The organism is Salsuginibacillus kocurii DSM 18087 (assembly GCF_000377705.1).
Lineage (GTDB): Bacteria > Bacillota > Bacilli > Bacillales > Marinococcaceae > Salsuginibacillus > Salsuginibacillus kocurii.
Genome location: NZ_KB898629.1, coordinates 69,354 through 86,194 on the forward strand (window position 1 = coordinate 69,354; position 16,841 = coordinate 86,194).

The 16,841-nt window shown below is 44.4% G+C and carries 19 protein-coding genes; 13 read left to right on the top strand and 6 right to left on the bottom strand.

All coding sequences use genetic code 11. The features are described from left to right. Nucleotides 1–22: 22 nt before the first annotated feature. Nucleotides 23–1,033: a FecCD family ABC transporter permease gene (locus tag D469_RS0113790; protein WP_026286246.1), complete on the top strand. Its 1,011-nt coding sequence runs from the start codon at nt 23–25 to the stop codon at nt 1,031–1,033. Then, on the top strand, nt 1,030–2,064 hold the full coding sequence (locus D469_RS0113795) for a FecCD family ABC transporter permease (protein ID WP_018923987.1): 1,035 nt from the start codon (nt 1,030–1,032) through the stop codon (nt 2,062–2,064). The genes D469_RS0113790 and D469_RS0113795 overlap by 4 nt, the downstream gene beginning before the upstream one ends. A 488-nt stretch (nt 2,065–2,552) precedes the next feature. On the opposite strand, the gene D469_RS0113800 is transcribed toward D469_RS0113795, so the two are convergent. After that, nucleotides 2,553–2,996, bottom strand: a complete 444-nt coding sequence (locus D469_RS0113800; RefSeq protein ID WP_018923988.1) for a GNAT family N-acetyltransferase — start codon at nt 2,994–2,996, stop codon at nt 2,553–2,555. A 140-nt stretch (nt 2,997–3,136) separates the two neighbouring features. Between D469_RS0113800 and D469_RS0113805 the strand changes: the two genes are divergently transcribed. Both D469_RS0113805 and D469_RS0113810 read left to right on the top strand, forming a co-directional pair. Further along, nucleotides 3,137–3,721: a DJ-1/PfpI family protein gene (locus D469_RS0113805; RefSeq protein WP_018923989.1), complete on the top strand. Its 585-nt coding sequence runs from the start codon at nt 3,137–3,139 to the stop codon at nt 3,719–3,721. 263 nt (nt 3,722–3,984) lie between these two features. Beyond that, complete coding sequence (locus D469_RS0113810) at nt 3,985–4,764, top strand: alpha/beta fold hydrolase (RefSeq protein WP_018923990.1); 780 nt, start codon at nt 3,985–3,987, stop codon at nt 4,762–4,764. 68 nt (nt 4,765–4,832) lie between these two features. Here D469_RS0113810 and D469_RS0113815 read toward each other — a convergent pair whose 3' ends face one another. Next, nucleotides 4,833–5,123: an MGMT family protein gene (locus D469_RS0113815; RefSeq protein WP_018923991.1), complete on the bottom strand. Its 291-nt coding sequence runs from the start codon at nt 5,121–5,123 to the stop codon at nt 4,833–4,835. A gap of 219 nt (nt 5,124–5,342) precedes the next feature. Here D469_RS0113815 and D469_RS0113820 point away from each other — a divergent pair, with 219 nt between their 5' ends. From D469_RS0113820 to fosM, 6 genes are all read left to right on the top strand, one after another. Next, the gene (locus D469_RS0113820; protein WP_018923992.1) at nt 5,343–5,771 is read left to right on the top strand and encodes a GNAT family N-acetyltransferase; all 429 of its coding nucleotides are present in this window, start codon (nt 5,343–5,345) and stop codon (nt 5,769–5,771) included. Between the two features lie 73 nt (nt 5,772–5,844). Next, nucleotides 5,845–6,042: a DUF6007 family protein gene (locus tag D469_RS22605; protein ID WP_026286247.1), complete on the top strand. Its 198-nt coding sequence runs from the start codon at nt 5,845–5,847 to the stop codon at nt 6,040–6,042. 76 nt (nt 6,043–6,118) lie between these two features. Then, nucleotides 6,119–6,367 carry a MazG nucleotide pyrophosphohydrolase domain-containing protein gene (locus D469_RS0113830; RefSeq protein ID WP_018923994.1) on the top strand — a complete coding sequence of 83 codons (249 nt, stop codon included), beginning with the start codon at nt 6,119–6,121 and terminating at the stop codon, nt 6,365–6,367. Next, nucleotides 6,364–6,546, top strand: a complete 183-nt coding sequence (locus D469_RS0113835; protein ID WP_018923995.1) for a hypothetical protein — start codon at nt 6,364–6,366, stop codon at nt 6,544–6,546. The genes D469_RS0113830 and D469_RS0113835 overlap by 4 nt, the downstream gene beginning before the upstream one ends. 193 nt (nt 6,547–6,739) lie before the next feature. Next, a complete protein-coding gene (locus D469_RS0113840; RefSeq protein ID WP_026286248.1) occupies nt 6,740–8,374 on the top strand; it encodes an AMP-binding protein in 1,635 nt (544 codons plus the stop codon). A gap of 382 nt (nt 8,375–8,756) precedes the next feature. Continuing rightward, nucleotides 8,757–9,179 carry a FosM family fosfomycin resistance protein gene (gene fosM, locus D469_RS0113845; protein ID WP_018923997.1) on the top strand — a complete coding sequence of 141 codons (423 nt, stop codon included), beginning with the start codon at nt 8,757–8,759 and terminating at the stop codon, nt 9,177–9,179. Nucleotides 9,180–9,323: 144 nt separating this feature from the next. Here the strand turns inward: fosM and D469_RS0113850 are convergent, their stop codons facing one another. Beyond that, nucleotides 9,324–9,758, bottom strand: coding sequence for an SRPBCC family protein (locus D469_RS0113850; protein ID WP_018923998.1), 435 nt, complete (start codon nt 9,756–9,758; stop codon nt 9,324–9,326). Between the two features lie 147 nt (nt 9,759–9,905). On the opposite strand from D469_RS0113850, the gene D469_RS0113855 reads away from it, so the two are divergent. Continuing rightward, a complete protein-coding gene (locus D469_RS0113855) occupies nt 9,906–10,427 on the top strand; it encodes a GNAT family N-acetyltransferase (RefSeq protein WP_018923999.1) in 522 nt (173 codons plus the stop codon). Nucleotides 10,428–10,640: 213 nt separating this feature from the next. On the opposite strand, the gene D469_RS0113860 is transcribed toward D469_RS0113855, so the two are convergent. Further along, nucleotides 10,641–11,309: a type 1 glutamine amidotransferase domain-containing protein gene (locus D469_RS0113860; protein ID WP_018924000.1), complete on the bottom strand. Its 669-nt coding sequence runs from the start codon at nt 11,307–11,309 to the stop codon at nt 10,641–10,643. Nucleotides 11,310–11,504: 195 nt separating this feature from the next. Between D469_RS0113860 and D469_RS0113865 the strand changes: the two genes are divergently transcribed. Further along, nucleotides 11,505–11,993, top strand: coding sequence for a metallophosphoesterase family protein (locus tag D469_RS0113865; protein ID WP_018924001.1), 489 nt, complete (start codon nt 11,505–11,507; stop codon nt 11,991–11,993). A gap of 114 nt (nt 11,994–12,107) precedes the next feature. On the opposite strand, the gene D469_RS0113870 is transcribed toward D469_RS0113865, so the two are convergent. Further along, nucleotides 12,108–14,384, bottom strand: coding sequence for a CocE/NonD family hydrolase (locus D469_RS0113870; protein ID WP_018924002.1), 2,277 nt, complete (start codon nt 14,382–14,384; stop codon nt 12,108–12,110). A 331-nt stretch (nt 14,385–14,715) separates the two neighbouring features. Here D469_RS0113870 and D469_RS0113875 point away from each other — a divergent pair, with 331 nt between their 5' ends. Further along, entirely contained in the window at nt 14,716–15,096 is a 381-nt protein-coding gene (locus tag D469_RS0113875; RefSeq protein WP_018924003.1) for an FAS1-like dehydratase domain-containing protein, read from the top strand. 174 nt (nt 15,097–15,270) lie between these two features. On the opposite strand, the gene D469_RS0113880 is transcribed toward D469_RS0113875, so the two are convergent. Then, nucleotides 15,271–16,731 (bottom strand): aldehyde dehydrogenase family protein, encoded by a 1,461-nt coding sequence (locus tag D469_RS0113880; RefSeq protein ID WP_018924004.1) that lies wholly within the window; start codon nt 16,729–16,731, stop codon nt 15,271–15,273. Nucleotides 16,732–16,841: the final 110 nt, after the last annotated feature.

The following is a 16,841-nucleotide window of genomic DNA, read 5'->3' on the forward strand; positions in this document are numbered from 1 at the left end:
ATGAGAAAGTGGGGAGTGGAGTTTGGCATATTTATTATCATCAACGAAAGGAAAGTTTTGGGGATTGCTGCTAAGTCTTTTCCTTTTCCTCCTCGCTTTTTTTCTAAATGTCCGATTAGGCCAGCTGTCTGTACCAGGGGCGGTAATGGGTGAGGTGATACTGAACTTTAATGCGGACTCAGCGGATCATGTCATTATATATGAACGGTTCTCGCGGGCGGTTACAGCTGCGATTATTGGGGGTAGCTTGGCTGTTTCCGGTGCCCTTCTGCAAGCATTAACGCGAAACCCGCTTGCTTCTCCTGGAATTTTTGGTATTAATGCCGGTGCTCTTTTTTTTGTTGTGTTTGCAGTTGTTTTCTTGTCGGTCTCTTCGCTCTCAGCGCTTATATGGATTGCATTTTTGGGAGCGGGAATAGCTGCTGCTATTGTGCTTTCTTTAGGGTTCGTAGGTAAAGATACTCTTTCTCCTATACAGATTGTGTTAGCAGGAGTGGCGATTACCGCGCTTTTTACATCAATGACTCAGGGTATGCTGGTAGTGGATGAGGCGAATTTAGACCGGATGCTGCTTTGGATGGCTGGAACAGTATCAGGGCGTACGCTTGATGTGTTGCTGCCACTATTACCTATACTAATGGGGGCTTTAATCTGCGCGTTTTTGCTCGCCAAACCGGTAAATATTTTAGTGACAGGGGATGATATTGCCAAAAATCTTGGACAGAAAACCATGCTGGTCAAGCTCCTGGTCGTATTGATTGCTGTACTGTTGGCAGGCGGGGCAGTGGCTATTGGCGGGTTAATTGGTTTTATCGGCTTAATTGTCCCTCATATGGTCCGTGCATTGGTCGGAGATGACCATTCCTGGCTTATTCCTTATTGTATTTCTCTAGGCGCTACGCTTCTTATTTTCGCAGATTTAGTCTCCAGGTTTATGATTAGACCACAGGAAATACCCATTGGGATTATGACCGCTATCATTGGCGCTCCTTTCTTTATTTACTTGGCTAGAAAGGGGTTTCGCAAAGAATGAACAAATATATGATATTTCGCAATCGCTTTGTTTCAGGCAAGGTTGAAAAAAAACCTGTAGCATTTATCGCACTTCTTGTTCTCTTTCTTTGTTTCTCCATGGTTATTGGATTGTCGGTAGGAAGTACATGGATTTCCCCGCTTGAAGTTTTACAACACTTGTTCGGGGCAGAAAGCATAAACCATGCGTTCACTATTGATGTTCTTCGGCTGCCTCGTATGGTTCTTGCACTCTTGGTAGGTGCCTCATTAGGAGTGGCAGGCTTGATATTGCAGGAAATGGTGCGCAATCCATTGGCTGCGCCAGATATTATTGGGATTACAAGTGGTGCCTCTGTAGCAGCAGTAACCTATATTGCACTATTTAGCGGTGTGTTTTCTTTAGGTTATTTGCCACTTGCAGCTATGGCAGGGGCCGGCCTTGTTTCAATTATGATATATTTATTGGCATGGAGAAATGGTGTGACGCCGATAAGGCTTGTTTTAATAGGGATTGGGGTTGCAGCTGTAATGGATGCGCTAACGACGATGATGATCGTTTTCAGTCCAATTAATACGACGAGCCAGGCGTATACGTGGCTAACAGGAAGTGTTTATGGTACGAGTTGGGAAGATGTTACCGCAATGGCACCGTGGGTACTTATCATTATGCCACTTGCTTTTTTATGTACACGGGCCGTTTATGTTCAGCAATTTGGGGATGATGTAGCCATGAGCCTTGGTGCAAAAATTCAAGCGCAGCGGTTTTGTATGATTTTAATCAGTGTCGGGCTGGCAGGTTTGGCGGTGGCCTATGCAGGAGGGGTAGGTTTTGTCGGATTAATGGCTCCTCACATCGGCAGATTTTTCGTGGGACGATCCTTTGCAGCCCTTGTGCCTGTCTCTGCTCTCATTGGAGGCTGGATGGTTATCTCAGCTGATGTCATTGCTCGTACTGCTTTTCTTCCTCTCGATTTGCCTGTAGGGGTTCTTATTTCAGGAATTGGTGCTCCGTTCTTTTTGTATTTACTATACAGAAATCGTCGCAGGTAGGACAAAAGGGAGTGTGAGTAGATGGCAGGGCAAACATGAACTGAGAAGAAGATCAAGAGCTATTGATAGCGCCGACCTCGACGTGTTCTTGCCTGCCGTGGAGATTACCGCTTTTGTCGGTGGTCATGGATGCAGCAACTCCCTTTCTATGCCTCTTAGTCCAGTTTGTTATAACCACTAACTGAAGAGGTTATGCTGGCAAAGCAACTACTCCATGACATGTGAATGACATTGTAAAGCAACAACCATTCGTCCCCAAGGCGCAGTGGGTGGCTATGGTGTATCAGCCTGTAAAGTAAGGTGGACCTACCTCCAAGCACCAGTCATGAAGCACAAAGGAGGAACAGTATGTAAAACAAACATGAAACGCTAATCAGACTGATTACTAAATTGAGATGCTATTTCAGAAGCTTACAGAAGAGCAAGCCTAGCATGTTTGGTTTCTATGTCATTAAAAATTCCTGGTACCTCTATCGCCCTGGTGCTTTTTAAGCAAGTGCTAATTCATAATGATAAAAGTCCACATCTTTCACAAAGCCCATCTTTTCATATAACGCTTGTGCGCTGATATTGTTGGTGGCTGTACTTAAACTTAAGCTGGCTGCATTCAGCTTTTGCGCGTATGTTATCGCCTCTTTTATCAGTAATTCTCCCGCACCTTGGCCTCTAGCTTCTTTATCTACATATAAGTCATTTAGAATGAGATCTTTCGACATCGAGATAGAAGAATAAGTAGGGTATAATTGCGTGAAACCTATGTACTTATCAAGGTCCTTTGCCACTATAATAATAGAATCCTGCTGTTCCAGCCGCTCTGCTAAAAACTCACGGGCTCCCTCTTCATCCGTTGGCTGCTGATAGAATTCTCTGTATAAATTGAATAAGCGTGTGATGCCGTTTAAATCGTCATTTCTCGCATATCTAATCTCCATGAAAGCCCCTCCTTCGAATTATCAATACTATAAATCTTCTGTTGTTAAAAATCAACAGAACATAATCTTTTTACCAATGTTTTGTTATGAAAAAGAAACAAATATGGTTTAATAGATAAAAAGGCAAGGAGTTGCGCGCTATGAAAGAAATAGGTATATACATATTTGACGAAGTGGAAGTGCTCGATTTTGCCGGTCCATATGAAGTGTTTTCGGTCGCATTTGCTTCACCAGAAGAGAAGGAGAAGAAATTGTGCAATGTTACGAACATCTCAGAAACGGGCGAGATGATTACTGCTCGAAACGGTCTCCAAGTCGTACCGGATGTAAACTTAGAAAGTGCGCCAGAGCTTGATGTTATTATCATTCCCGGCGGACGGGGCGCGCGGGAAAACGAAATGCACAATGAAAAGCTTTTAGCCTGGATCCGTGAACGCGAGCAGACTGTCGACGTTTTGGCCTCTGTTTGTACCGGCGCTCTTGTCTTGGCGAGTGCTGGTATATTGGATGGAAAGAAAGCAACGACGCACTGGGGTTCCTACGAACGATTGGCTGCATACGAAAGCGTTCAGGTTGAACGAGACGTTAAATTTGTAGACGAAGGGCACATCATTACATCAGGTGGCATATCAGCTGGCATCAATATGTCGTTTCACCTGCTTGAACGATTCGCAGGAAAGCAAGCTGTGCAAGAAACAGCGAAATGGATGGAGTATGATGTGTAGAGGGTATTGTCGGGGGGGGGGGGGGAGTGAGAAGGACGGTGATTGTTCCAGTATAAGCATTTATCGCCAATCCTTTGCGTTATCAATGGGGTATTGTTTCCCCAAATACTCCGTCTAAAAAGTGGATGATGGTCTTAGATCCACAGCATAATCACCTATATAAGACTACTCTGCCGAACTTTAAAATGGGAAGCAGGTGTTCACCTACCTTCACATAATTGAATATCTTAGGCTTAAAAGATACATCTAGTGGAGGGATCGTTGTGGGCTACTATGTGACCGTTGAGGACGGCGTAAACTTATATATAGAAGATATCAATCCGAAAGGAAGCAAGACTATTGTGTTTATACATGGGTGGCCGTTAAGTCATAAACAGTTTGAATACCAATTTAATGTGTTGCCAGCTAAGGGATACCGCTGTATCGGTATAGATTGGAGAGGGTTTGGCGATTCGGATAAACCGTATCATGGGTATACGTATAACAGGCTAGCTGATGATATTCGAACGGTTGTGGAGACCCTTCGATTAGATCATTTCACGCTTGTTGGTCACTCTACAGGAGGAGCGATTGCGATTCGGTATATGTCTAGATACAACGGTTTTGGCGTAGCTAACCTTGTCCTCGTTGACGCAGCTGCTCCTATCGGTTTTTCCAAGTCGACCGCTGCTCAATTACTTAATGAGACGTTAAATGATCGTCCTAAAATGATGCGTGGGGTAACGGAAACCTTTTTCTTTCAATATATTTCTGAACCGTTTTCAAATTGGTTTATTCAAATGGGATTGGAAGCTGCTAGCTGGTCAACCGCGGCTGTGATCACGTTACTGCGAGATGAAAATCTGTATGAAGACCTGCCGCAAATCACAGCTCCGACCCTTATTATACACGGGGTTCATGATCAGGTTATTCCTTTTTCGCAAGCAGAGGAAGTGCATCACAGCATCGAGAACTCACAGCTCGTGCCGTTCCAATATAGCGGCCATGGTGCTTTCTGGGAAGAACGTGATATGTTTAATCAATTATTAATGCAGGTAGTGTAAAAGCTCTAGAGATTGATACGTAGCTAGTTGACAGTGCCAAAGAGTAAGAACTAGCGTTTTGTGGTCTGCTAGAGTTCCCAATTGTAAATATGCATCAATACCCGGCCTTTCTTGTCAAAAGCAACGCCTTCTCCTTCCAGAAGGCTTCTTTGTTCGCTGAAGCCTGGAGCCAGCTCTCCGCTTTTTTTCACGACCCGGTGAGCGGGCACATGCGTTGGCGCTTGCCGCATCGCCCAGCCTACCACCCGTGCATTATGAGGCTGTTCAAGGCGCGCAGCAATCTGGGAATAACTCGTTACTTTTCCGGTTGGAATTTCATTTACGAGTTGATAAACTTGCTCAAAAAATCCATTGCTCATTCGAATACATCCTTTTTTGGGTGCAACTCATATATACATAAATAGATAGTTAGCTCTTCTAACAGAAAGCACCTTTATAGATTTATAATGTGACAATCTATTGTTATATCATATCAAAAAATAATCGACCGGCGAAGCTTGTGAATGAGAGGTTAGCATGATTAAGATTAGGTTTAGTTTTTCTTACAACATATAGCTTTTAGGGAAGGAAAGAGATAAATGCTAATACGAGAAGCAGGTGAAGAAGATGTACCTTCGCTAGCTGGGTTAATGGGAGAATTAGGTTATGAAACGACGAGTGAAGAAATGAGAAACAGATTTAATAAAATTCAGGAGACCCCAGGTTACTGTACATTTGTAGCTGATCATTGTGGGAAAGTGGTTGGTATGATTGGTTTATGTACGAGTTATTTTTATGAAAAAGAGGGGCAATATGCCAGGATCGTAGCTTTGGTCGTTGACTCGCGCTATCGCAATAGCGGAGTGGGCAAAAAATTAATTCAGCAAGCGGAACAGTGGGCCAAACAACATGATGCTGTTACTATCGGATTAAATAGTGGCATACGGGAGGAACGTACGAATGCTCACAATTTCTATCTGAACATGGGTTATAAAGAGGTGAGCAAAGGTTTTTTCAAATCGTTATAAAGCTGTTTTGTGTTTAGGGAAGTTATAGAGGAACGTATTGACGGAGAAGAAGGATGGAAAAAAAGGAGAAAAAATGACCTTGCACAATGTATTTAAGGAAATGACAGTGTATGACCTCGCTTTTTTAATTCCGGCAGCGTTTTTGTATGCTTATCTGCCTGTTTATAATACGTTTAGCATTTTTTTGAATGCTCTACTTATTATTTGTTGTACGGCAGGGTTGTATTGGATTACGCATGGTTTAAGAAAGGCATTTAAGGGTTCAAAATAGCTGTGCTTTAGCAGATTTGAAAGAAAAAGCAAAGAGGTAGTTCCTAGTTAGCTAGACGTAAAGAGGGGGAGAATAAATGGGTTGGAAGGAAGAACAGAAAAAAGTAGAAGAATTCAGCAAACAAAAAGGGTTTGAGGTGACTTTAGAAGAGAGGTTGGCTTATTTAACGGCAGAAGTAGGAGAGTTGACGGAGGAAGTGTTGAAGTATCGCCGCAAGGAATCATCTAAGGAAAATGTTGGTGCTGAAATTTATGATGTTGTTTGGAATGCGATAGATTTGGCATCGCTAACTGGTATAGATATTGAAGAAGCATCAGCATTATGAAAAGAAACACCGTAACGATGATGACGATAAAAAGAGAAAGAACAAAAAAGCAATTTGATCAGATGATTGGCGAGATGGATAAATCACATCGCCCGCACAATCACAAAACTGAAGATATGCGTCCTAAAGAAGTTAAAGAAGAGAAAACTCAAGATAAACCATGGATTTTATCATTATAAAAAGCAGTGGATACTACCGCTGCTTTTTTACGCCGTGGGAATGTATAAAGGGGAAATACACTATTCTTGTAAGCGGTTTCTTATCGAGAGGTAAAGTGATAACATATAAAGTATGAAGTGGAAATGACTACCTTATTTTTATAGGGAAAATGTTATTTTCTAAAAGACTAGCAGGGGGGCTCTCAGGGGAGAGATTTTAAACATAACGGTAGGTGAACTGTTGGAGCAAACTAGTGCCCAGTATGGCAGTAATGAAGGAATGGTCTATAATGACCGAGGGCTTCGTTATACGTATAGCGAATTTAACGAAGCATGTGATCGCCTGGCCCGAGGATTTATGGGGCTTGGCATTGAAAAGGGAGAGCATATTGCGATATGGGCTGCGAACAAGCCGGAGTGGTTGCTCTCGCAATTTGCTACAGCCAAGATGGGCGCGGTGCTTGTAACGGTGAATACAAATTACCGTGCGGCCGAATTGGAGTATGTATTGAAGCAATCGGATGCTTCCACATTAATTTTGCAAAAGTCTTATAAGGCTCTCTCCTATATTGATGAGTTATATGAGGTATTACCGGAGTTAAAAGAGGCCAAGCCTGGTGAGTTAAGGAGTGACACGTTTCCGTATTTAAAACGTGTCATTTTAGTAGGGGATGAACGGAAGCCAGGCATGCTGTTATGGGAAGAAGTTGAACAAGCAGCCGTGGCTGTTAGTGACGAAGCTTTGCACGAACGAAAAGCAACGCTTGCCCCGGATGATGTGATTAATATGCAGTATACGTCGGGGACGACTGGTTTTCCGAAAGGGGTTATGCTTACGCATTCGAACCTCGTCAACAATGCCAACAATATTGCCGACTGCATGAATTTAACGGCTGAGGACCGCTTATGCATCCCGGTGCCATTCTTCCACTGTTTCGGATGTGTATTGGGAACTATGGCTTGTGTTTCCAAAGGGGCAGCGATGGTTCCTGTTGAAGAGTTTAATCCGCAAGCAGTACTGAAGACGGTGGAGGCTGAACGTTGTACCGGCTTACATGGTGTGCCGACTATGTTCATTAGTGAATTAAATCAGCCGGATTTTTCAGCGTATGACCTAAACAGTCTGCGAACAGGCATCATGGCTGGTTCAAATTGTCCAAAAGAAGTCATGAAATCCGTCATGGAAGAGATGGGGGCAAGCGAAATCACGATTGCTTACGGCCAGACAGAAGCATCACCTGTCATCATGCAGACTCGGGTAGATGACTCGATCGAGCGCCGCGTAGAAACGGTGGGGCGGGCGCTACCTGCAGTTGAAGTAAAAATAGTGAACCCAAAAGACGGCAAAGAACTACCGGCTGGTGAACAGGGAGAGTTATGCACACGGGGTTATCATGTCATGAAAGGGTATTATAAAAATCAAGAGGCTACCCAAGCCGTTCTTTCAGCTGATGGGTGGCTCCATACAGGAGATTTGGCTGTAATGGATGAACATGGCTATTGCAGGGTCACTGGCCGATTAAAAGACATGATTGTTCGGGGTGGTGAAAACGTCTACCCACGCGAAATCGAAGAATTTCTATATGCGCACCCGAAAGTTCAAGACGTGCAAATTGTAGGGGTTCCAGACCCTAAGTACGGAGAAGAAGTTTCGGCCTGGGTGCAAGTAAAAGAGGACGAAGTGATGGATGAAGAAGAATTGCGTACGTACTGCCAGGAGCGTATTGCTCGTTATAAAGTGCCACGCTATATTGCTTTTGTAAATGAATATCCGATGACGGCTTCTGGCAAAGTGCAAAAATATAAATTGCGTGAGCAAGCAAAAGACAAGTTCGGCATTACCGTGTGATAGGTTTTGGTGCAGCCTAACCCAGGCTGTGTTCGGCTCCATCTCTGTCTGTTCCAACGGACCGAAGGCTAAAGCCAGCTCGGTCCGTTATTTATCGTTGTCGCTTCACTCGTATAAACTTGTAGCTTTAGCATAAGTGGTCTTATAAAGCCTCTCTGGGTAGTTTTCGGGAAAAATACCCCCGATCAGTCATGCTTGCTATCAGTACTCTTGTGACCAATATACCAACATCGGCAGCAGCAGTCTGTAGAGTAGGTAGCCGCGCAAACGTAAGGGAGAGACGGCAAAATTACGTGGATTAAAATAGAGATAAGTAGCGGGCACATAACGTTTAATAGGTTTAGCAAGAATCTATAGGAGTGGGAGAGGAGCAGTGGAGCAAATGATTAAAGGCTTAAACCATTTCTTGTTTTCCGTTTCTGATCTAGACCGGTCAGTCGAATTTTATGAGCAGGTATTTGAGGCGAAGCTGCTTGTAAAAGGAAACCAAACCGCTTATTTTGATTTGGCTGGTATGTGGCTGGCACTAAATGAAGAGAAGCATATTCCCCGCCGTGAGATCTGGGAGTCCTATACCCATACCGCTTTTACTATTGAAGAGGAAGAGATTGAACAGATATATGAAAAGTTAGAGGCGCTCGGTGTAAACATTTTAACAGGCAGGCCGCGTGATGAACGTGATAAAAAGTCAATTTATTTTACTGATCCAGATGGCCATACATTTGAGTTTCATACCGGGACGTTGGCTGACCGCTTATCTTACTATAAAGAGGAAAAGCCGCATATGGAATTTTTCAACGAATGAAATGAAGTTTCTACAGGTAGTAGCAACCAAGAATGACCTGTATTTGACAAAATGTTCCTTATGCGTTTGAGCAATCCTTCTATTTAAGTGCAGCAGATAAGTGGCTCAGCAACAGTCGTCCTTTCGCTTACTAAGCTAGAGCCATTATGCTTCCACTACTTTGCGCAGATCTTCATAAACGATTGAGTCCCAGCCGTTATCCATACGGTTGCGGATTTCCTCGTTCGTTTGGTCCGGCCCTGGTCCGGGAACAATGTCTTCTGCTGCGCCCCAGCCCGAATGAATAAGTGTGAACTCTGTTTTACCATTGAGTTCTTTTAATAAAAAGCTGACTTCCCAGCCGTTGTCATTCCAAGAAAAGGTAAGCTCATGCGGAGGGTTGAGAGTAAGTACTTTGCAAGGTGTCGGTCCGAAAGGGGACTCGAGTGTGAATTCAGCGCCTTGTTCGCGGCTGAAATCATTTGGCATAAACCAAGACGCAATGCCCTCGGCTGTGGCTACGGTCTCCCACACCTTATGAATGTCAGCGTTTAAAACGAGTTGTTTTTGAATGTCTGCTGGTAATGGGTTTACATCCATGTGATTTCCTCCTTCATATGTAACCATGGGTATTCATCCTAACAATACGTAACTTTTAGGTTAGGTGTCAATTACTATTGTAGCATGTGGTGGGTCTATGCAAAGAGAGATTGTTAAGTAACCGCCTTTACCTAAAGGAGGAGCTATATGCAGATTGAATTACGTCCATTTACGAGAGATGATTTCAGCCAATTGATCGCCTGGGTTGATTCACCCGATTTATTGCTGCAATGGGGTGGGCCGATGTTCACCTACCCGTTGGATCATGAACAGCTGCAAGACTATTTAACGCTGCCAGATAATCAAGTGTATAACGTCGTGCAGTCCGAGACAGGCAGGACGGTAGGGCACATTTCATTAGGGAAGATTGATCACGTAAACTCTCGGGCCCGGGTGGGGAAAGTGTTGGTGGGAGAACCTTCAGCTCGTGGGAAGAAAGTAGGGGAGCAAATGATGGAGAAGATTACGCAGCGGGCGTTTGAGGAGTTAGGGTTGAAGTGGCTCACCTTGGCTGTATTTACAAGGAATACCCCTGCCATCGTTTGTTATGAAAAAGCAGGCTTCAAGAAAACGGCCTGTCGCCTGGATACGTATCAATTATACGGGGTGGAGTCGCGACTGTGGGAGATGAGTCTGTCTGTACACGATTGGAGGGAACACCGGGCATAGAAAGTGCAATCGTTTGTTGCTTAGTTGCACGCCTCCTTTCAACGAAAAGGGCGACGTTTAGACTACCATCTCCTGCGTATCCCTTTATAGTTGGACGGGTTTACATCTACTTCCTCCGCGAGTGAGCATCCATTGCGTATTTCTTTGAACCTAAAAAAGGCTGCCATAAGACAGCCTTTTCTAAAAAACCTTATAAAATAGTGCCGTTATTCCCTATGAATTGGTCATATACTGAAGAGCTTGCACCATTTTTTCAGCCGTACTTTTACTGGACTGCGGGTTCTGGCCGGTGACAAGGTTGCCATCTGCTATCGAAAAGTCTGTCCATTTTTCCCCGCGTTCAATATTAGCTCCTTTGTCGCGCAGCTTGGTTTCGAGCATAAAGGGCATGTGCTGGTCTAATTGCATTTCAATCTCTTCTTCATCCGTAAATGTAGAGACGTTTTTCCCTTGTACAATCGGGGTGCCGTCTGCGTACGTGGCGTTGACTAAACCAGCCGGCCCGTGACACACTGCACTGATGACTTTATTATTTTCCACAAAGTGCTGAAGTACGGTTTGCAAGGTTTTGTTGTCTGGGAAATCGAACATGGTTCCATGCCCGCCCGGGAGGAAAATCCCATTAAAGTTTTCCGTGTCGTTTTCACTTAATTTGGCAGTATTTTTCAGTTCTTCTTCTGCCTGTTTCCATTCTGCTCGGTCTTCGATGCTGTTAGGGTCAAGCGGAACTTCACCGCCGTTAATGCTTGTTACTTTTACGTCATAGCCTTGTTCTTTAAAGACGTTATACGGAACGGCAAACTCTTCAAGCCATAACCCAGTTTTGTGGTCGTCGGTGATGGTGGTGTGATTGGTTACTACCATGAGAATGCTTTTTGACAAAAGAAAAACCTCCTTAATAATATTACGTTGTGTATGGTGTCCACACGGCTAGAAATCCAAATTCCAACCATCTTCAGCTTAATACACAACGGATTCCGCTGTAAAAACATGTGCTCAGGTTCTGCAGCATGAATCGTATTCTGTACTATATTATTTCTGTTAGTATGCTAAACTAAACGGAAGAGAGGTTAAAAAATGAAATGGCTTGTTATATCTGACACACACATGCCAAAACGAGCAAAGCAGTTCCCCGACACGCTGGAAGATGAATTAAAAAAGGTAAATCACATCATCCATGCTGGTGATTTTCAGACGATGGATGTGTATGAAAAATTAAGCCAGTACGGCAAGCTTCACGGAGTATACGGCAATATCGACGAGGAAGATTTGAAGGAGCAGCTACCTGCGAAAAAAACATTAGAGATCGAAGGATTCAGAATCGGCCTTGTGCATGGCCATGGTGAAAAGAAAACGACCGAAAAGCGAGTGCTAGAAGCCTTTGACGAAAAAATGGATATTATTATTTTCGGACACTCGCATATGCCCCTGCTCCGCTATGTTGGAAAAACACTTCTATTTAACCCTGGATCTGTGACAGATAAACGGAAGCTGCCTTACTATTCGTTTGGCCGTTTACATATTGGTGAAGAACTGCAGGCAGAGCATGTGTTTTTCAATAGATAAGGAGAAAACGCACGTTGTGAGGTGTATTATGAATAAATGGCGATGCGCCCACTTTTGAAAAAGCGGGAGGCTGAACGTAGCCTTCCGCTTTGTTTAATTGCAGGTGAAGTCCCGTTACTGTACCCGCTCATATCTAGAAGCTGCTTCGATTTCTTCAAAGCCCCAATAGTCAAAAGGAACGTCTTCCCACCGTTCGATATTAATAGTACTTGGAGGCTCAATCTCCAGCATTTCATTAATGATGCTTACTGCTTCGGCCCGGTTGAGGTCATTATTAGGGCGAAACGTCCCATTTGGGTAGCCATTAATAATTCCCGCTTCATAGCTGGCCTGAATTCCGCGTTCTCCCCAGTGCCCCGTAGCATCATCAAAAGGATGCGTATATGGAGTAGAGGAAGAGAGTTCAAGGAAACGCGTAGCAATTGAGGCCATTTCTACTCGGGAAATCTCATCATTTGGCCGGAAATTGCCATTTGGGTCACCGCTCATCAGTCCGACACCTTGCATGAAGGTAATGGCACTAGCCGCCCAGTGGGAACTGTCTACATCATTAAAAGAAGTATACGAGCTGGTTTTTTCATCTTCTTCATTGATGGTTCTGGCAAGCATCGTAGCAAGTTCTGCCCGGGTGGTGGAGGAACTTGGCTGAAACGTGCCATTGCTGTATCCACTAATATACGGTGTACGGATTTCTCCTTCTTCAGTGGGCAAGAGTGCTTCACCAATTACGGGAAGGTCAAGCTTGGAAGGGTGCTCCCTGTCATGATGAATCGTTACATTCGCTGCATGTTCATTTAGACCGGGGCCTTGCGGAGAACGCTGCTCTGCTAATGCTTTTGTGCCGCCGGCTAGGCTGAGTCGTAGTTTATGTCCTTGGGGTATCACATAAGAAGTCGGCAGTATCTCCATTTCATACTGCTTGATCTCACTCGCTGTTACCGGTTGTGCTGTCTCCCGTGTGTCCGAGCGTCGCGCGTTTAAATAACCGGCAGTAAGCTGAGTGGAAGTACCATCCGGTGCTACAGATGAAAGTTGCGCTACGAAATCAGCATCTTCCCCAGCGATTTCTGCAAAAAAGGCAAAGCTGATCTCTCCGGTAATCTCAGTCGGTGCAGCAAACGATTCGGTCGTCCAGGTTACGACTTCTTGTTCGCTGCGTGTTTGGTCTGCTTCCGAGCGGCCACGATATTGTTCAAGTAACGTATGAAGGAACGGGCCATTTGCTTCAGCATACTGATAGCTGGTGTTTGCCGCCTCCTCAGCCGGTTTTGCAGCTTGGAGGGTGCCGTCATTTAAGCTGTTGATACTGCCGCTTGGCTGTTCGCTTAAATAAAGCGATGCTTTGCGCGTGTCTGGAAGTGGCCAGTCTTGTTCAAACCGCCATTCTTCAGCTCCTTGCACATATAAAAGAACATCTTCGTCGTCTTCAATGCCATTCTCTTCTTGGAGTAAATGATGGTCAAACCACATTTTCTCCAAGTCTTCAAAGGCATAAGGTTGTAGATCTGCCACATTGCTGTGGGCATTAGGTCCAATCACCATTCGGCTGTCACCATCTGCTTGACGGAGGCGGGCAAAGCTGTCGATATTGCCGGGTGTAATATAATCTTCCCAACCGCCGGAAACTAACACTGCAATGTCACCCGCTGCAATCTGTTCGTAGTCCTCGGGGCTAAGAGAGCGTTCTTGCCACCACTCGTTCAAATCTCGGTTCTCAAGAGCTGCAGAATAACCGGCTCCGCCGAAAGCGGTGCGCCCGGGTCCAATGTTCATCCCGCCTGGATACCAAAGATATTCATAACAATTCCCGCAAGCGAGCGCTGGACTGATCGCTTTTAAGCTCGGCGGCGTTTCCTTTGCTGTCAGCCATTGACTAATCCCTTGGAGCGACGGGCCTATCATCCCGACATCTCCATTACTCCAAGGCTGATCGGCCGCCCATTCTACCAAATCATGCCCATCTTCTGCATAATGGTTGTACAATGTCGACGTGCCTTCAGAACCGCCCACCCCTCTTGTGCTAACGTGAAGAGCTGCATAGCCCCGTTCAACATAATCTTCCAAGCGGGGATCATAGCTGTTACCAGTTGAGCCGGTATGTCCATATCCGTTAAAGATAATGAGCACTGGAGCTGTTTCAACTCCGTCTGGCAAAAATAAACGGGCATTTAAGCTGGTACCGTCCCGCATCGGAATAGAAATGTCTTCTTGTTTTTCAACAGAGTAGCTGTTTGGAACGAGGCTTGGGCTTTTTTCGGTGGTCACCCAATCACGGTCTTCGGTATCTATCCCGATTGAAGAAGCAAATGTCTCCTGCGGGGGTAGTAAAAGTAAAGTTAAAGCAACTAGTATGATAACTGTTCTCGTAAAATTAAAGTATGTAGTTTTCAATGTCTTCGGCTCCCTCGTGAAATATGATGTTAAAGTGTAATGACCTGCATCCCATACTTTAGAAATGGATTGAAAGATAATATTGGAAATCACTATTGTATATTAGCAGGTATTATAGTAAGAATATAGGAAATACGGCATTTGTAATCGTATTGTTAAGAACGTCATAAAAGCCCACGAATTTACCTGCTATAAACATGAGAGACGTGCTTATTGTATGCACAAAAGGCTGGTTTGAAACAGGAACGTAAACGAATAGAGGCTTACGTCCATCCGCAAACGTGATAGCATAAAATAAATGGCTTGATCCCACTAACGAAGGAGAGAGATGATGACACTTCAAATTGGAGAGGTTTTTAGCTGGTCGAAGTCGTTTACCGAAGAAGAGACACTTCAGTTTGCAGAGTTGTCAGGTGAGAAAGGCCGGCATCTCATGGAGCGTGATGAGAATGGACGTTTCATGGTGCCCGGGCTGTTCACTGCTAGTTTAGGGGTAAAAATCGGAGGCGAATTGAACGTCGTTATAAAAGAAATGGTTAACGAGTATATCCGTCCCGTTTATACAGGGGACACCATCACGTGTAAGCTGACTGTTACAAATGTAGAACAAAGAAATGGCTATCAAGAGGTGACTTTCTCTGCGCAAAATTATAATCAACAGGGAAAAGATGTACTGCTCGGCTCTAGCCAGGGGATTATTTGGGACAAGTAGTATAAAAACCAAACGATCGTTTAATTTAAGAAGCATATGGTGTCTATATTGCCTGGGTAAAGCTGCTATTGCATCTTACCCATGAAAAAGAGGCTCGTTTCCGAAGGGAACGGCCTCTTTTTACGTGTGATTAAAGCTTATGCTAGCTTGTTGACGTCCTCCTAAAGCACCTGCTTAAAATGGAAATTCCCGATATTCTTCTTGAACTGACACCCACTTCGTTGTCGTGAATTTATCAACGATCCATGGATTGCCGAAACGCCCCATGCCGCTTTCTTTCGTACCGCCAAAGGGTACGGTTGGGTTGTCATTTACGGTTTGGTCGTTGATATGAGTCATGCCGCTGTTGATTTCTAACGCCAGGTTTTTGCCTCTTTCAATATCTTCAGTGAAAATAGCTGAGCTTAAGCCAAATTCTGTGTCATTAGCCAGTTCAATCGCGATATCATCAGTTTCTGCTTTTATCATCACTGCGATCGGCGCGAATTGTTCTGTCTGCGCAATTTCACTATCATTTTTAACATCTCCGAAGACATACGGCGTGATCACTCGGCCTTCTTGTTTCCCTTCGAGCTTCACATCGGTTCCTACTTCTTTCGCTCTGCTGATTAATTTTTGTGCTTCTTCAACTTGCGTATCATTAATGAGCGGACCAATGATGGTCTCGTCATCCCGCGGGTCCCCGCACGGAATCTCGCTCGCTTTTTCGACGAACTTCTTCACAAATTCATCGTACTTGCTTTTATGAATAATAAAACGGTTAATAATCATGCAGATTTGACCTTGATGAATAAACTTCCCGAAAATAGCTGCTTCAACGGCTCGGTCAACGTTTGCATCCGACATGACCAGAAACGGGTTGTTGCCACCTAGTTCAAGAGCAACACGTTTTAATTTGCTGCCGGCAATTTCTCCGATATGTTTTCCGACTGGGGTGGAGCCGGTGAAACTGACTAAGTGTGAATGTGGGGTGGTCAGCATATCATCACCGATTTCTTCTAGGTCGGTTTGGACCACATTTAGCACGTCGTTTGGGAGACCGGCGTCTTCGAAGGCTTTTGCTATTATAATTCCACCAGTATAAGCCACTTGCAGATCAGGTTTATGAACGACGCAGTTCCCGAGCGCGATAGCTGGGGCAATCGTGCGCATCGACAAATTGAGGGGAAAGTTAAATGGAGAGATGGAAGTAATGACCCCGAATGGCAGGCGGATGAGACGGTTTTTCTTTCCTTCCACTTGAGCGGGAAGTTCCTCTGCCTGGAAGATTTCATTTGCCATTTCGGTAGCTTCCTCCACAATCCCGACGGTTAGGTCAACTTCTACATTGGCTTTTATTTTGCTGCCCCCGGTCTCATGAACAATCACATCTACGATTTCTTCTTTGTTCGTTTTTAAATATTCGGCTACTTTATTTAAGATATTTACTCTTGTATCCGCCGTCGATTTTGCCCATTTTTTTTGTGCTTTTTTTGAAGCAATGTATGCGTCTTCTAGCTGCTGTTTCGAAGCAATCGACATCGTTTGAATCAACGCATCATCGTAAGGATTCGTGTTCTCATACGATCGGCCACTTGTCCCTTCAATCCATTCCCCGTGTAGAAAACTGTCCTTATAGTTTATGAATTTTTCCAACAACATCACCCTTTGTGTATGCATTCGACTATATTTTGTACCACAAGTGTTGAGAATATCAGAAGCAATAATGAAAAATATGAGGTGGGCAATAGAAGCAGAAGGTGGGA

Bases quoted from the DNA above. Each gene is read 5' to 3' on its own strand.
- D469_RS0113795 (WP_018923987.1), top strand. From the start codon at position 1,030: ATGAACAAATATATGATATTTCGCAATCGCTTTGTTTCAGGCAAGGTT.
- D469_RS0113800 (WP_018923988.1), bottom strand. From the start codon at position 2,996: ATGGAGATTAGATATGCGAGAAATGACGATTTAAACGGCATCACACGC.
- D469_RS0113805 (WP_018923989.1), top strand. From the start codon at position 3,137: ATGAAAGAAATAGGTATATACATATTTGACGAAGTGGAAGTGCTCGAT.
- D469_RS0113815 (WP_018923991.1), bottom strand. From the start codon at position 5,123: ATGAGCAATGGATTTTTTGAGCAAGTTTATCAACTCGTAAATGAAATT.
- D469_RS0113820 (WP_018923992.1), top strand. From the start codon at position 5,343: ATGCTAATACGAGAAGCAGGTGAAGAAGATGTACCTTCGCTAGCTGGG.
- D469_RS22605 (WP_026286247.1), top strand. From the start codon at position 5,845: ATGACCTTGCACAATGTATTTAAGGAAATGACAGTGTATGACCTCGCT.
- D469_RS0113830 (WP_018923994.1), top strand. From the start codon at position 6,119: ATGGGTTGGAAGGAAGAACAGAAAAAAGTAGAAGAATTCAGCAAACAA.
- D469_RS0113835 (WP_018923995.1), top strand. From the start codon at position 6,364: ATGAAAAGAAACACCGTAACGATGATGACGATAAAAAGAGAAAGAACA.
- fosM (WP_018923997.1), top strand. From the start codon at position 8,757: ATGATTAAAGGCTTAAACCATTTCTTGTTTTCCGTTTCTGATCTAGAC.
- D469_RS0113850 (WP_018923998.1), bottom strand. From the start codon at position 9,758: ATGGATGTAAACCCATTACCAGCAGACATTCAAAAACAACTCGTTTTA.
- D469_RS0113855 (WP_018923999.1), top strand. From the start codon at position 9,906: ATGCAGATTGAATTACGTCCATTTACGAGAGATGATTTCAGCCAATTG.
- D469_RS0113865 (WP_018924001.1), top strand. From the start codon at position 11,505: ATGAAATGGCTTGTTATATCTGACACACACATGCCAAAACGAGCAAAG.
- D469_RS0113875 (WP_018924003.1), top strand. From the start codon at position 14,716: ATGACACTTCAAATTGGAGAGGTTTTTAGCTGGTCGAAGTCGTTTACC.